The following is a 14,458-nucleotide window of genomic DNA, read 5'->3' as shown; positions in this document are numbered from 1 at the left end:
GTCAGGTTCGGTGCGGGTCGGCCGGATCCGCGGTGGGGGCGCCGGGTGAGGCCCGGGCGCCGGACCAGGCGGCCCACAGTCGCGCGTACCGGCCGCCGGCGACGACCAGCTCGTCGTGCGGGCCCTGCTCGACCACCCGGCCGGCGTCGAGGACGACGATCCGGTCGGCGGCGGCGGCCTGGGTCAGCCGGTGCGCGACGACCAGCCCGGTCCGCCCGGCGAGCGTGGCCTCGGCGGAGTCCTCCAGCGCGCGGGCGCCGGCGCTGCCGGCCTCGGCGGTGGCCTCGTCGAGCACCAGCACCCGCGGGTCGGCCAGGACGACCCGGGCGAGCGCGAGCTGCTGGGCGGCGACGACCGGGAGCCGGTGCCCGCCGTCGCCGACGACGGTGTCCAGCCCGTCCGGCAGCGCGCGCGCCCAGGTGCCGGCGCCGACCCGGTCGAGCGCGTCGAGCAGTGCGTCCTCGCCGGCGTCCGGGCGGGCCAGCCGCAGGTCCTCGGCGAGCGTGCCGGCGAACACGTGCGACTCCTGGGTCACCAGCGCGACGGCCCCCCGGCGCCCCTCGGGGCCGAGGTCGTCGAGGCGTGCGCCGCCGATCTCGACCGACCCGGCGACGGGGGAGTGCACGCCCGCGACGATCCCGGCCAGCGTGGTCTTGCCCGCACCGCTGGCCCCGACCAGCGCGACCCGCTCGCCGGGCGCGACGTCGAGGTCCACATCGGACAGCACGGGGTGCCCGTCGACGTAGTGGTGCGTGACGGCACGGACCCGTACCCGGGCGTCGGCCGGCGTCGTGGGCGACTCGGGGCCGGGTTCGCGGTCCAGGTCCGCGACGCCGACGATCCGCCGCAGCCCGGCGAGCGCGGTCTGCGCCGCGTCGAGCTGGAACAGCACGATGTTGATCGGGGTGAACAGGTTGACGAAGTAGAGCGCCGCCGCACTGGCCGTCCCGACCGTCGTGCCACCGGTGGTGACCAGCCAGTACCCGGTGACCAGCACCGCGGCCAGGCCGACGAACTCGGCCAGGTTCAGCCGGGCGAACAGCCGGGTGTGCATCCGCACCACCGCGACGACCAGGCGTGCGACCTCGGCGGCGCGCTCGGCGATGCCCGCCGCATGAGTGTCGTGCAGCCGGAACGCGCGCACCGTCGGCAGCCCGGCGGCGGTGTCGAGCAGCAGCTGCTGCTGGGCGCCACCGGCGACCCGCTGCGCGGTGTAGAGCGGGGTGGAGCGCCCGACGAACGAGCGCGCCGTCCACACCTGGATCGGCACGGCGAGCAGCGCGGCGAGCAGGAAACGCCAGTCCAGCACGGCCAGCCCGACCAGGGTCAGCGCCACCAGCAACACGGCCCGGGCGAGCTCCGGGACGGCCTCGCGCACGGCGTCGCCGACCACCGAGACGTCGTCGGTGACCCGGGAGGTGAGGTCCCCGGCCCCGGCCGCCTCGACCCGGGCCTGCGGCAGGTGCAGCGCCCGGTCGACGAACCGCTCCCGCAGCCCGGCGAGCAGCGTCTCGCAGAATCGCGCGGTCATCCCGACACCCAGCGCGGCCAGCAACCCCTGCACGACGGCGACGACGGCGAGCGCGATCACCGGCGGCAGCACCGCATCCGCGCCCCGGCGCGCTGCGCCGATACTCGTTCCGCCTGCGCTGCTCTCGGCGACCCGGTCCACGATGTTCCCGAGCAGCGGCGCGGCCAGCAGGCTGACCGCGGCCCCACCCGCCAGCACGGCCAGTGCGACGATCGCGGTCCCGCGGTGCGGCCGGCCCAGCTCGACGAGCACGGCCCGGATCCGCGCGACGGAGGCGGTGGGCAGCAGGACCTGGCTCACGACGTCACCACCGCGCGGTAGGCCGGGTCTGCCATGAGCTCGGCGTGCGTCCCGGTGGCCCGCACCGCGCCGTCGGCCAGGAACACCACCGTGCCGGCCCGGTCGAGCAGCGCCGGGCTGGTCGTCACGAGCAGCGTGCTGCGCCCGGCCCGGTGCGCGGCGAGCCCCTCGGCGATCCGCGCCTCGGTGACCGCGTCCACCGCGGTCGTCGGGTCGTGCAGGACGAGCACCGGCGCGTCCGCGGCCAGCGCGCGGGCGAGCGCGATCCGCTGGCGCTGGCCGCCGGACAGCGAGCGCCCGCGGGCCGAGACGTCGGTGTCGGCGCCGTCGGGCAGGGTCGCGGCGACCTGGTCGGCGGCGGCCGCGGCCATCGCCGGAACCGGGTCCGTGCCCTCCCCGGCGCCGGCCAGCACGTTGCCGGTCAGCGAGCCGGTGAACAGGTGCGCGTCGTGTGCGGCGACCAGCACGGCGCCGCGGGCGACCTCGGCGGGCCAGTCCCGCAGGTGCACCCCGTCGAGGGTGATCGTCCCGGTGTCCGGATCGGTCTCCCGGGCCAGGCAGGCGAGCAGGGTGGCTGCGTCCTCCGGGTCGGCGGACACGACGGCGGCCGGCGGGCCCGGGGCGACGTCGAGGTCCAGCCCGGTGTCCGGGCCCGTCCCGTTCAGCCGCAGCCCGCGCACGGCCAGCACGGCCGGCCCGTCAGCGGGTGCCCGCAGCAGCCGGCCGCCGGGTGCGTCGCCGTTCCCGGAGGCGGCCCCCGGCACGCCGGTGTGGGACCCGGCGTCCGGCGTCCCTCCCGAGCCGACCGCGGGCGGCTCGGACAGCACGGCCGCGATCCGGGCCGCGGACGCCCGGCCCTGGGCGAGCCGGGCGCTGACGAACCCGACCATCTGCAGCGGCCCGACCAGGAACTGGGCCAGCCCGACGGCCGAGACCAGCTGCCCGACCGAGATGTCCCCGTTCGCCGCGGCCCGCCCGCCGACCAGCGCGATCACGGCCAGGAACAGGCCGTTCGCCAGCTGCACGGAGCCGAGGAACCCGGCCTCGGCGCGGGTGGCGCGCAGGGTCGCACCGAGCGCGTCGCGGCTGGAGGCGCGGTAGCGGTTCACCGCGGCGGGCCGGGCGCCGATCCCGGTCAGCACCCGCAGCCCGGACACCAGGTCGGCGGCGGTGCCCGCGGCGCGGGCCGCGCGCTCCTGCTCCGGACCGGACCGCCGTTCGAGGGGCTTCACCACCTGCTGCACCAGCCACAGCAGCGGCGGGGTGCCCAGCAGGATCAGCAGCCCGAGGGAGAGGTCGATGGTCAGCAACGCGACCGCGGCGACGGCGACGGCCGACAGCGCGGCCAGCGCGAACGGCAGCGCGGTGTTGAGCTCGGACACCCGTTTCGTGTCGGACACCGCGATGCCGGTCAGCTCACCGGGCAGCCGGCCCCGCTCGCCACCGCCACGCGGGTCGAGCAGCCGGCCCGCGACCAGCCGGCGCAGCCGCGCGTCCGCCCATGCCTCGGCGTGCCAGGCCTGCCGGGCGCCGAACCGGTAGGAGTAGGACAGCACCACGAAGTCCAGGGCCAGCACCGCGAGCCACCCGGCCAGCGCGACCGGGTCACCCCCGTCGACCGCGCGGTCGATCACCACACCGACCAGCAGCGGTACCAGCGCCTCGCCGGCCTGGTGGCTGCAGAACAGCGCCGACGCGGCGGCGATCCGGCCGCGGAACGCCCGCAACGAGCCTCGGAGGACGTCCGTCCCGGTGCACTCGTGTGGAGCCGACCCTGTCACCTGGTCAGGTTACCCTTACCTTCTCGCCGGAGATCACCGCGGGTGGGTCAGGATCTCCCAGAGCACGTCCAGGTGCTCCGCCGTCGTCCCGGTCGCACCGAACGCGACCCGGACCACCGGCCGTCCGTCGATCTCGGTGCCGGACAGCAAGACCCGGCCGTCGGCGTTGACCCGCTCCAGCAGCGCGGTGGTCGCGGTCCCGTCGTCGTCGCCGGTGACCCGCAGGCAGACCAGCGACAGCACCGGCTCGCAGGCCAGCTCCAGCCCGTCGTGCGCGCGGACCCGCTCGGCGAGCTCGGCCGCCAGTGCGACGTGCCCGCGCAGGTGCGCGCGCAGCCCGATCAACCCCTGGCCGTGCAGGACCGACCAGAGCTTCAGCGCCCGGAACCGGCGGCCGAGCGAGATCTGCCAGTCCCGGAAGTCGACGACCGCCCCCGAGTCCGACGCGGCGTCCCGCAGGTAGGTCGGCGTGATCGAGAGCGCGGCGGGCAGCGCCCGGGCGTCGCGGACCCAGAACAGCGACGCGTCGAACGCGGTCATCAGCCACTTGTGCGCGTTGGTGCAGAACGAGTCCGCGCCGTCCACCCCGTCGATCACCCACCGGTGCTCCGGGCAGAGTGCGGCCACCCCGGCCCAGGCGGCGTCGACGTGCACCCAGCTGCCGTGCGGACGAGCGGCCCCGACGATCTCGGTCACCGGGTCCGACGCCCCGGTCGAGGTGGTCCCGACGGTCGCGCACACGAGCACCGGGACCAGACCGGCCGCGACGTCGTCGGCCATCGCGTCGCTCAGCGCCACCGGGTCCATCGCGCGGGTCCCCGCCGCGCAGGGCACCGTGCGCAGCCCCCGCTCGCCCAGCCCGGCGACACGCACCGCCTTCGCCAGCGACGAGTGCGTCTCGGCGGAGACGTAGACCCGCTCCCGCCCGGTCACCCCGCGCGCCCGCCAGCCGGTCTCCGGGTCCGGGGCCGCGCGGTGCAGCGCGGCGGTGAGCGCGACCAGCGCCGCCGACGACGCCGAGTCCTGGATGGACCCGCCGCCCCCGCCGTCGTGGGTGAAGGCCTCCGGCAGGCCCAGCGCGCGGGCGAGCTGGTCGGTGACCGCCTGCTCCACCTCGGTGCAGGCCGGCGAGGTGGACCACAACATGCCCTGGACGCCCGCCGAGCCGGAGAGCAGGTCCCCCAGCAGCGAGGTCAGCGAGGCGTTCGCCGGGAAGAACGCGTGGAAACCCGGGTGCTGCCAGCGGGTCTCGGCGTCCCCGGTGACGGTTTCCACCAGCGACGGGAACGCGGCCAGCGGCGACGGCGCCTCCGCGGCCTCCCGGTCGAACCGGGCCCGCACGGTGCCGGGCTCGACGGCGTCACGGACCGGGCGGCGCTCGATCCCGGCCCGGGCGTCCGCGACGGCGTCGACGAAGAGATGGCCGAGGGCGCGGAACTCGTCCGGGGTGAGGTCGGGCACGGAGCGTGACGCTACTCGCCGACGGTGGTGTGGCCGGTGCCACGTTCGCCGGGCGCGTTGCGTCGCGGCGAGGAAGGGTACGGCGGTGCGTACGAGCGGTACCGGCAGTGACGCCGAGATCCCCGACGGAGCCCGCCGGCTCCGTCTCCTGCAGCTGGCCAGCCTGATCAGCACCTGCGACCGGTTCGCGATCGCGCCGCTGCTCGTGCCGATCGCGCTCGCCTTCGGCGCCCCGCTCGCCGCGGCGGCCGCGACCGCGGGCGGCTACTTCCTGGCCTACGGCCTGATGCAGATCGTGTGGGGGATGGCGTCCGACCGGATCGGCCGGGTCCGGGCGATGCGGCTGGCCCTGATCGGGGCGGTGCTCGGCGGTGCGGTGTCGGTGCTCGCGCCGACGCTGCCGGTGCTGATCGCGGCGCGGGTGCTCACCGGTGCCTGCACCGCGGCCCTGATCCCGGCGGCCCTGGTCTACGTCGGCGACACCTGGCCGGCCGCGGTCCGCCAGCGCCCGCTGTCCGATCTGCTCGCCGCGACCGCGGTCGGGACGGCGGTGGCCACCGTCGGTGCCGGCGCGCTGGCCGACCTGGCGAGCTGGCGGGTGGTGTTCGCGACGACGGCCGCGGCGGCCGCGGTGCTGTTCGTCGCGCTGCGGGCGCTGCCCGAACCGGGCGTGGCGGCGGGGTCCGGATCCGGTGCGGGCGGGCGGCCCGACGGCGCACCGGACGCGGCGGCCCGGTGGACCGTGCTGCGCTCGCTCGGGGCCGTGTTCGGTCACCGCTGGGCCCTGCTGGTCCTGCTGCTGGCCTTCGTCGAGGGCGCGGTCGTGCTCGGCGTGCTCACCTACCTCGCCCCCTCGCTGCAGGCCGGTGGCAGCTCCGCCGCGCTCGCCGGGCTGGTCGCGGGCGGCTACGGCGTCGGTGCGGTGCTGTTCTCCCGGGTGGTGCGACGCCTGGTCGGCCGGCTGACCCCGGCCGCGCTCGCCGGGATCGGCGGCGCGTTCCTGACCCTGGCCTGGGTGTTCCCGCTGGTCACGGTCGAGCCGGTGACGATCGCGCTGACCGGCCTGTGCCTCGGCGGCACCTGGGCGTTCCTGCACTCCACCCTGCAGACCTGGGCCACCGAGGTCGTGCCGCAGGCCCGGGCGACCGCCGTCGCGCTGTTCGCGACCATGCTGTTCCTCGGCAGCTCGGCCGGGACCGCGCTGGGTGCGCCGCTCGCCGACCGCGACGCGTTCGCCTCGCTGTTCCTCGCCGCCCTGGTGGTCTCGGTGCCCCTGGCCCTCGGCGCCGCCTGGGGCCGCGCCCGCTACACCCGGCGGGATCAGAGGTAGCGGTCGCGCAGCTCCCGCTTGACGAGCTTCCCGGTGGGGGTGCGGGGCAGGAAGTCGGTGAAGTCCACCGACGAGGGCGCCTTGAAGTGCGCGATCCGCTCCCGCACGAAGTCGATCAGCTCCCGCTCCAGCTCCGGCCCGGCCTCGACGCCCTCCGGAGTCTGCACGACCGCCTTGACCGCCTCGCCCATCTCGTCGTCCGGCACGCCGATCACGGCCACGTCGAGGACCGACGGGTGCAGGGCCAGGGCGTTCTCGACCTCCTGCGGGTACACGTTGACCCCGCCCGAGACGATCGTGAAGGCCCGGCGGTCGGTCAGGTAGAGGTAGCCGTCGGCGTCGACCCGGCCGAGGTCACCGGTGGTGGTCCAGTTCTCGTGCTCGGGGTGCTGCGCGGCCAGGGTCTGGCCCGGGTCGTTGTGGTATTCGAACGGGCGGGTCTCGCGTTCGAAGTAGACCGTGCCGACCTCGCCGGTCGGGAGCTCGGTGCCCTCGTCGTCGCAGATCCGGATGACGCCCAGACCCGCCCGGCCGACCGAACCGGGGCGCTCGGCCCACTCGTCCGGGCCGATGAAGGTGATGCCGATCGCCTCGGTGGCGGCGTAGTACTCGTAGAGCACCGGGCCCCACCAGTCGATCATGGCCTGCTTGACCTCGACCGGGCACGGCGCCGCCGCGTGGATCGCGACCCGCATCGACGACACGTCGTACCGGGTGCGGACGTCGGCGGGCAGCTTGAGCATCCGCACGAACATCGTCGGCACCCACTGCGAGTGGGTCACCGCGTGCCGCTCGATCAGCGCGAGCGCCTTCTCGGCGTCGAACCGCTCCATCACCACGACGGTGCCGCCGAGCGCCTGCACCGTGGCGGTGAACCGCAGCGGCGCGGCGTGGTACAGCGGCGCGGGGTTGAGGTAGACGGTGTCGGTGCCGAATCCGTAGCGCGGCCCGAACAGCGCCACGTAGGTGTCACCGGGCTCGTCGACCTGCCGCTCGGGCAGCGTCGGCAGCACGCCCTTCGGGCGACCCGTGATGCCGGAGGAGTAGAGCATGTCGGCACCGCGTGGCTGGTCCGCCGGCGGCTCGGAGGACGCGTCGGCCAGCGCGGTGTCGTAGTCGGCGTAGCTCGACGCCCCCGGGATCTCGCCGCCGAACGCGAGCCGGACCCCGGCGTCCACGTGGTCCTCGATCGCCGCGGCCAGCCCCGCCACCCCGGCCGAGACGATCAGCGCCTTCGCCCCGCAGTCCCGGACGATGTAGGCCGCCTCGGGCGCGGACAGGTGGTGGTTGACGACGGTGATGTAGAGCCCGGACCGCTGCGCGGCCCAGTACACCTCGTAGACCCGCGGGGTGTTGTCCGAGACGAGCGCGACGACGTCGCCCCGCTCCAGCCCGGCGTCCCGCAGGTGGTTCGCCAGCCGGACCGACCCCGTCTCGAGCTCCCCGTAGGTGAGGACCTCGCCCGACCCGCCCATGACGACGGCGGGCTTGTCGGGGGAGGTGGCGGCGTGCGTGCCTGGGTACATCGGGGCCTCTCGGGGTTCGGTGGCGCAGTGCCGCGCGATGCCGCGCGGCTCGTCCGCCCCCGATCCTGCCATCCGCCCCGTAGTGCGGATCGTCGGCCTAGTGGGCGTTCTGGTAGGCCTCCAGAACCGACGACGGGATACGTCCACGTTCTGAGATCTTCATGCCCTGTGCGATCGCCCATTCACGCACCGCACGGTTCGCGGCACGCTCCGAGGCACTCGATCCGTTCGACGAACTCGACGGCGCCGAAGCGGCCGCCCGGCGCCCGCCGGTGCGGCGGGCCGCGGCGACGAAGGGCGCCAGGGATTCACGCAGGCGCTCGGCATTCTCGGCCGACAGGTCGATCTCGTAGGTGCGGCCGTCGACGCCGAACTCCACCTGCTCGTCGGCTTCCGAGCCATCCAGGTCATCGACCAGGGTGATCGTCGTCTGCTGTGCCACGGCGTGGTTCCTTCCGGGGGATTCTCGGACATCCGAGACGGTGAATCGGTCCGCACGTTCCGCCGGCGGCCCGGACGGGTCCACATCGGGGGAACGAACCGGAACGGGCGGCGAACCGTTTTCCGAAGCGAACAGTAAGGGATGCCGTTGTCCCGTGTCGAACCCCTACCCCGAATATGAGCGAAGTCGTGACATGACGAACTGCGCGATACGACGTACGGTCGAAGCCGGAATCCACTCCGAGATGCAGTACCGCGGTGGATTCAGCGGGGAACGGGCCACCACGGATCGGTCGGGATCGTGGCGCGGATCGCATCCGGGGCGCCGGACAGATCCACCCGCTGCCCCGGCCGGGGCAGCATGAGCTGCACGTCCCGGGCGGCCGCCGCCTTCCGCGCCCGCTCGGCGGGCTCGTCCCACGGGTGGAAGCCGAGGTTGAACGTCGCCCAGTGGATGGGCAGCATGATCCGGCCCCGCAGCTCGAGGTGCGCGGCGACCGCCTGCTCCGGGTCGGCGTGGATGTCCGGCCACAGGTCGGCGTAGGCGCCGATCGGGAGCACGGTCAGGTCGAACGGGCCGTGCCGTTCGCCGGTCGCGGCGTGCGCCCGGGTGGGCCCGGCGTCGCCGCCCAGGTAGACGCTGTGCTCCGCGCCGGCCACCTTCCAGGCCGCCCAGAGCGTGGTGTTGCGCCGCAGCCCGCGGCCGGAGAAGTGCCGGGTCTCCAGGCAGGTCAGCGTCAGGCCGGCGACCTGCACCTCGCCGTCCCAGTCCCGCTCGACGACCCGGTGCGCGGGCACCCCCCACGACCGCAGGTGCGCGCCGACGCCCAGCGGCCCGACGAACACCGCCGCGGTGTCGCGGGCCAGCCGGGTGACCGTCGGCCGGTCGAGGTGGTCGTAGTGGTCGTGGCTGATCAGCACCACGTGCGGCTCACCGAGCGCGGACAGCGGCCCCACCGGCGGGTGCATCCGGCGCGGCCCGATGCCGGGGACCGGCGTCGCGTAGCGGGACCAGACCGGGTCGACGAGCACCCGGTGGCCGTCGATCTCCAGCAGGACGCCGGCGTGGCCCAGCCAGGTCACCGCGAGCGGACCGGGCACGACCGGCACCCGTGGGGCCTCCAGTGGGATCGGCCCCGGCGGCAGTCCCGTCGTCGTACGGCTGCGCAGCATGTTGACGATCATCCGGATCGAGGCCTTCGCGCGGGGCAGTCCCGGCTCGGTGTTGGCGAAGTGCCCGTCGACGGCGTTCGGCGAGCCCTCGGCGATCCGGCGCAGCTCCGCGGCGGAAGCGCCCATGTTGCGCCGCACGTGCAGGCCGAGTCCGGCGAGGGCGATCAGCGGGGAGATCAGGGCGGCGGTGGCCGCCGTGCGCGTGGTGTGTCGGGGCACGATCTCCAGACTACGAACGTCGGATCCCCGCTCCCACCTAGGCTGCCGAACGTGACCCAGCTCAATGAACATCGCGCGGGTCAACCGCGTGTGGAGACCGAGCGGCACGGCCACGTGCTCGTCGTGCGGATGACACGCCCCGACAAGCGCAACGCCGTGGACGCCGCGATGACCCGCGCACTCGACGACGCGCTCAACCTGCTCGACGACGACCCCGATCTCCGGTGCGGCGTGCTGGCCGGTGACGCGACGGCGTTCAGCGCCGGGACCGATCTCGCCGCCGGCTCCGGAGGCCCGACCCCGCGCGGCGGGAACTACGGCGTCGTCCGCCGCGACCGGCGGCGGCCGCTGATCGCCGCCGTGGAGGGCGTCGCCTACGGCGGCGGGTTCGAGATGGTGCTCGCCTGCGACCTGGTCGTCGCCTCCCGCGACGCCCGCTTCGGCCTGCCCGAGGTCGCCCGCGGCCTGGTCGCGAACTGCGGCGCGCTGTTCCGGACGCCGCGGCCGCTCCCGCTCAACGTGGCCAAGCAGATGCTGGTCACCGGGCGCCCGCTGGAGGCGGACCGGGCCTACGCGCTGGGCCTGGTGAACGAGCTGGTGGAGCCGGGCCGTGCGGAGGCGGCCGCGCTGCAGCTGGCCGGGCAGGTGTGCGAGAACTCGCCGCTGGCGGTGTCGGTGTCGCTGCGGGCGCTCGAGCGGGTCGTGTCCGAGCCCGACGAGCGGGGCTGGGCGGCGACCGAGATCGCCTCGGCCGCGATCGACCGTTCCGAGGACAAGGCCGAGGGGATCGCCGCGTTCCTGGAGAAGCGGGCGCCGCGCTGGACCGGACGATAGGCCGTTCCTACGGCCGGACGGGGGACGGTGACTAGGCTCGCCGGTATGCCGGGCCCGACGCGACGCGAGGAGCTCGTCGGGCTGCTGCAGGACTACGCCGGCGAGGCCGACCTGCTCGGGCAGGCGTTCGCCGGGCGGCACCGGCTGCACCCGACCGACTGGCACGCGCTGCTCGCGGTCATGCGCGCCGACGCCGCCGGCGCACCGCTCACCCCGGGCGTGCTGGGTGCGCGGCTGGGGCTGTCCACCGGTGCGACGACGGCGCTGATCGACCGGCTGGAGCGTGCCGGGCACGTGCGGCGCAGCCGCGAGTCCACCGACCGGCGACGGGTCACGCTGCGGCAGGCCGAGAACGCGGCCGGGATCGGCGGCGCCTTCTTCGGCCCGCTGGGCAGCCGGATGGACGTGCTCCTGGCGGAGTTCGACGACGCCGAGCTCGACGCGGCGTCGCGGTTCCTGGCCGCGATGAACGCACTCGTCGCCGACTACCGCGCCGACGTCGCCGCGGCCGACCCCGCCGACCCCGCCGACGCTCGCTGAGCCTTCGCACCCCCTGGCAGCGCTTCGCACCCGTAGCTACGGGTGCGAAGCGTGGTCGAGGGGTGCGAAGACGGTGTCGTTGCACGGCCCGCGCCGGACGGCGAGGCTGGGGGCATGACCGACAGTGCTGTCACCGCCCACACGTCCGCTGCCGCCGCGCCGGACCATCCGGCGGGGGTCCCGGCGGACCTGATGGCGCTGTCGTACGAACCGCTCTCGCCGACGTCGTTCCTGGACCGGGCCGCGGCCGCGCACGGCACCCGCACCGCCGTCGTCGACGGCGACCTGCGCCTCACCTACGCGGAGCTGCGGGATCGCTGCCGCCGGCTCGCCGGTGGGCTGGCCGCGCTGCACAGCGGGCGCCCGGTCGCCGTCCTGGTACCGAACACCCACGTCGGGCTGGAGGCGACGTTCGCGGTGCCGTGGTCCGGGGCCCCGCTGGTCGCGGTGAACACCCGCCTCGCGGCCGGTGAGGTCGCCTGGATCCTGGAGCACAGCCGGGCCTCGGTGCTGGTGCACGACCCGGTGTTCGACGACCTCGTCGCCGACGCGCTCGGGCGGATGGCCGAGCCGCCGCAGGCCGTCCGGGTCGGCGCCGACTACGAGCGGTTGATCACCTGGGGCGAGCCGACCGCCATCACCCCGGACGACGAGCGCGCGCTGCTGTCGATCAACTACACGTCCGGGACGACCGGGAACCCCAAGGGCGTCATGTACCACCACCGCGGCGCCTACCTGCAGGCGCTGGCGATGGCCGGGCACACCGGGCTGTCGCCGTCGTCGGTGCACCTGTGGACCCTGCCCATGTTCCACTGCAACGGCTGGTGCTTCCCGTGGGCGGTGACCGCGGCCGCCGGGACGCACGTGTGCCTGCCCCGCGTCGAGCCGGCCCGGATCTGGGAGCTCGTCCGCGACCACGGCGTCACCCACCTCAACGGCGCACCGACGGTGCTGTCGATGATCGCGCACGCGCCGGAGGCCGGGCCGGTGGAGACGACCGTGCGGGTCGCGACCGGCGGAGCGCCGCCGAGCCCGGCGATCCTGCGCCGGATGGCCGAGCTCGGCTTCGAGGTCACCCACCTCTACGGCCTCACCGAGACCTTCGGCCCGGCGATGATCTGCGACTGGCAGTCCGAGTGGAACGACCTCGACTCCGATGCCCAGGCCCGGATGAAGGCCCGTCAGGGCGTCGCGAACATGATCTCCTGCGCCGCGAGGGTGATCACCGACGACGGCACCGACGCCCCCGCCGACGGCGAGACGACCGGGCAGATCGCGCTGCGCGGCAACAACGTCATGCTCGGCTACCTGCGCGACGACCAGGCCACCCGGGACGCCGCGCCGGACGGCTGGTTCCGGACCGGGGACATCGGCGTCATGCACCCGGACGGCTACGTCGAGCTCCGCGACCGGGCCAAGGACGTGATCATCTCTGGCGGGGAGAACATCGCCAGCGTGGAGGTCGAGCAGGCGATCGCCGACCACCCCGCCGTGCTCGAGGTCGCGGTGATCGCGGTGCCGGACGAGCGCTGGGGCGAGGTCCCGGCCGCCTACGTCACCCTGCACGAGGGCGCGACCGTGACCGCGGAGGAGATCGTCGAGCACGTCCGGGGACGGCTCGCCCGGTTCAAGGCGCCGAAGCGGGTCGAGTTCGGCGAGCTGCCGAAGACCTCGACCGGCAAGGTCCAGAAGTACGTGCTGCGGGAGCGCGCGACTCAGGATCAGGGACGGGCCAGCGCGGACATCGACAGCCAGTCCTCCCACGGGATCGTCCAGTCGTAGAAGTCGCCGTCCCGTTCGGTCAGCGGCTGCGAGCTGCCGACCACCTCGACCGGGTCGCCGAACTCGACCAGGCCGAAGTACTCCTGCGCGTCCCGGGTGGACAGGTTGATGCAGCCGTGGCTGACGTTGCTGTTGCCCTGCGCGTAGGTCGACCCCGGGTTCGCGTGGATGAACTCGCCGTTGTTGGAGATCCGCACGGCCCAGTGGTGGCGCTCGTTGACGTAGCCGTAGTCCGGGTTGGACATGTACACCGTCTCGGACTTCGCCATCACCACGTGGACGCCCGAGCGGGTCACCCGCCGCGGGTCGGACTCCAGGCCGTAGGAGGCGTCGTAGCGGGCGATCTCCTTCCCGTCCTCGATGACGGTGATCCCGTGGCTCTGCGTGTCGGCGCGGGTGATGCGGGTCGGGCCGATCGAGAAGGTGCGGTCGACGTCGTCGGTGACCCAGCCGGCCTCGCCCAGGTCGAGCCCGCGCAGCGTCCCGCGCACCGTCACCTCGGTGCCGCTCGGCCAGTACTCCCGCGGCCGGTAGTGCACCCGCGAGCCCTCCGCGGTGTCCGGCAGCCACGCCCAGCCGCCCTCGACCGGGGCCGACGTCTCGACGGTCAGTTCCTCCTCGACGGTGGCCTTGGCCTCGTCGGACAGCGACGCCGGGAAGCTCAGGACGACCGGGGCGGCGACGCCGACCGTGCCACCGTCGCGGATGTTCATGGTGCCGGTGATCGTCGTCGCCGGGTCGACGGTGGTGAAGGCGTCCTCGGGCAGCGGGCGGGGTTCGTCGCCGATCACCCAGGTTCCGGACCAGCGGTAGGTGGTGGCGTAGTCCAGCGGGGCGGTCGCGGTCCAGGTGCGGCCGTCGGGGGAGAGGCCGCCCGGGACCGGCCCGCCCTCGCCGTCGACGCCGTCGCCGGTGAGCGCGACGCCCTCCAGGGTGCCGTCGGTGACGAACACCTGCGCCGGGCCGCGGGGCGCGACCGGCGGGCCGGGACGCGGCGTCGTCGACCGGGTCACCGGGACCGCGGGTGCGGCGCGGGGGCCGGGGCCGAACCCGTCGACCGCGCTGCTGATGCCACGGGCGATCGACTCGCCGATGCGGCCGTCCGCGACCGCCATGCTGCCGCTCGCGATCAGCACCGCGAGGACGGCGAGTCCGGTGAGGAGGGTCGCCAGGGTGCGCCGGCGCACCGGTCGCCGGCGGCGGTCCGGCGTGTGCCGGCCGCGCGAGTCCCCCCAGGACCTGCTCATGGGGACAGTGTGGCGCATTGGTCACCCACACGGACGCCATCGCAGATCACCGTTGCATTACTGCACGGTGGGTGACCGGCGACGACGGTGTCACCGGACGAGCGCAGCGGCCGGGAGCGATGCGGGGGACCCGTCTGCGACAGGGTGTCACCGGTGATCATGGCGTCACCGGACCGCGAGGGGTCACCGGACGGCGCGGTGGCCGGGCGGCCGCGCGAGGCCACCGCGCACGGTGTCGCCGGTCGGTGCGGGGGCGCCGGATGCGAGGCTCTCCTCCGACGGGAGAGGAGCAC

At 74.9% G+C, this 14,458-nt stretch carries 11 protein-coding genes; 4 read left to right on the top strand and 7 right to left on the bottom strand.

Annotation, left to right across the window (positions count from 1 at the left end):
* Nucleotide 1: 1 nt before the first annotated feature.
* Genes WIS52_RS06095 through WIS52_RS06085 form a run of 3 tightly spaced genes read right to left on the bottom strand, consistent with a single transcriptional unit; the run spans nt 2 to nt 5,073 of the window.
* A complete protein-coding gene (locus WIS52_RS06095) occupies nt 2-1,831 on the bottom strand; it encodes an ABC transporter ATP-binding protein (protein ID WP_349297122.1) in 1,830 nt (609 codons plus the stop codon).
* Entirely contained in the window at nt 1,828-3,612 is a 1,785-nt protein-coding gene (locus WIS52_RS06090; protein WP_349297121.1) for an ABC transporter ATP-binding protein, read from the bottom strand. The genes WIS52_RS06095 and WIS52_RS06090 overlap by 4 nt, the downstream gene beginning before the upstream one ends.
* Nucleotides 3,613-3,645: 33 nt before the next feature.
* Nucleotides 3,646-5,073, bottom strand: a complete 1,428-nt coding sequence (locus WIS52_RS06085) for a pyridoxal phosphate-dependent decarboxylase family protein (protein ID WP_349297120.1) — start codon at nt 5,071-5,073, stop codon at nt 3,646-3,648.
* An 85-nt stretch (nt 5,074-5,158) separates the two neighbouring features.
* Between WIS52_RS06085 and WIS52_RS06080 the strand changes: the two genes are divergently transcribed.
* Nucleotides 5,159-6,403 carry an MFS transporter gene (locus WIS52_RS06080; protein ID WP_349297119.1) on the top strand — a complete coding sequence of 415 codons (1,245 nt, stop codon included), beginning with the start codon at nt 5,159-5,161 and terminating at the stop codon, nt 6,401-6,403.
* Here the strand turns inward: WIS52_RS06080 and WIS52_RS06075 are convergent.
* From WIS52_RS06075 to WIS52_RS06065, 3 genes are all read right to left on the bottom strand, one after another.
* Nucleotides 6,394-7,929: an acyl-CoA synthetase gene (locus WIS52_RS06075; protein WP_349297373.1), complete on the bottom strand. Its 1,536-nt coding sequence runs from the start codon at nt 7,927-7,929 to the stop codon at nt 6,394-6,396. The two genes, WIS52_RS06080 and WIS52_RS06075, sit on opposite strands and share 10 nt — an antisense overlap.
* Before the next feature lie 97 nt (nt 7,930-8,026).
* Nucleotides 8,027-8,371, bottom strand: a complete 345-nt coding sequence (locus WIS52_RS06070; protein ID WP_349297118.1) for a histone-like nucleoid-structuring protein Lsr2 — start codon at nt 8,369-8,371, stop codon at nt 8,027-8,029.
* A gap of 263 nt (nt 8,372-8,634) precedes the next feature.
* Nucleotides 8,635-9,762: an MBL fold metallo-hydrolase gene (locus WIS52_RS06065; RefSeq protein WP_349297117.1), complete on the bottom strand. Its 1,128-nt coding sequence runs from the start codon at nt 9,760-9,762 to the stop codon at nt 8,635-8,637.
* A gap of 51 nt (nt 9,763-9,813) precedes the next feature.
* On the opposite strand from WIS52_RS06065, the gene WIS52_RS06060 reads away from it, so the two are divergent.
* The 3 genes from WIS52_RS06060 to WIS52_RS06050 all read left to right on the top strand — a co-directional run bounded on the left by WIS52_RS06060 (nt 9,814) and on the right by WIS52_RS06050 (nt 12,918).
* Nucleotides 9,814-10,596, top strand: a complete 783-nt coding sequence (locus WIS52_RS06060) for an enoyl-CoA hydratase-related protein (protein ID WP_349297116.1) — start codon at nt 9,814-9,816, stop codon at nt 10,594-10,596.
* 45 nt (nt 10,597-10,641) lie between these two features.
* Nucleotides 10,642-11,136 carry a MarR family winged helix-turn-helix transcriptional regulator gene (locus WIS52_RS06055; RefSeq protein WP_349297115.1) on the top strand — a complete coding sequence of 165 codons (495 nt, stop codon included), beginning with the start codon at nt 10,642-10,644 and terminating at the stop codon, nt 11,134-11,136.
* Nucleotides 11,137-11,328: 192 nt separating this feature from the next.
* Entirely contained in the window at nt 11,329-12,918 is a 1,590-nt protein-coding gene (locus WIS52_RS06050) for an acyl--CoA ligase family protein (RefSeq protein ID WP_349297372.1), read from the top strand.
* Here WIS52_RS06050 and WIS52_RS06045 read toward each other — a convergent pair.
* Entirely contained in the window at nt 12,858-14,165 is a 1,308-nt protein-coding gene (locus tag WIS52_RS06045; RefSeq protein WP_349297114.1) for a L,D-transpeptidase, read from the bottom strand. The two genes, WIS52_RS06050 and WIS52_RS06045, sit on opposite strands and share 61 nt — an antisense overlap.
* Nucleotides 14,166-14,458 lie beyond the last annotated feature (293 nt).

It is taken from the genome of Pseudonocardia nematodicida, assembly GCF_040105385.1.
GTDB classification, from domain to species: Bacteria; Actinomycetota; Actinomycetes; order Mycobacteriales; family Pseudonocardiaceae; genus Pseudonocardia; species Pseudonocardia nematodicida.
This window is presented reverse-complemented; position numbering and strand designations above follow the sequence as displayed.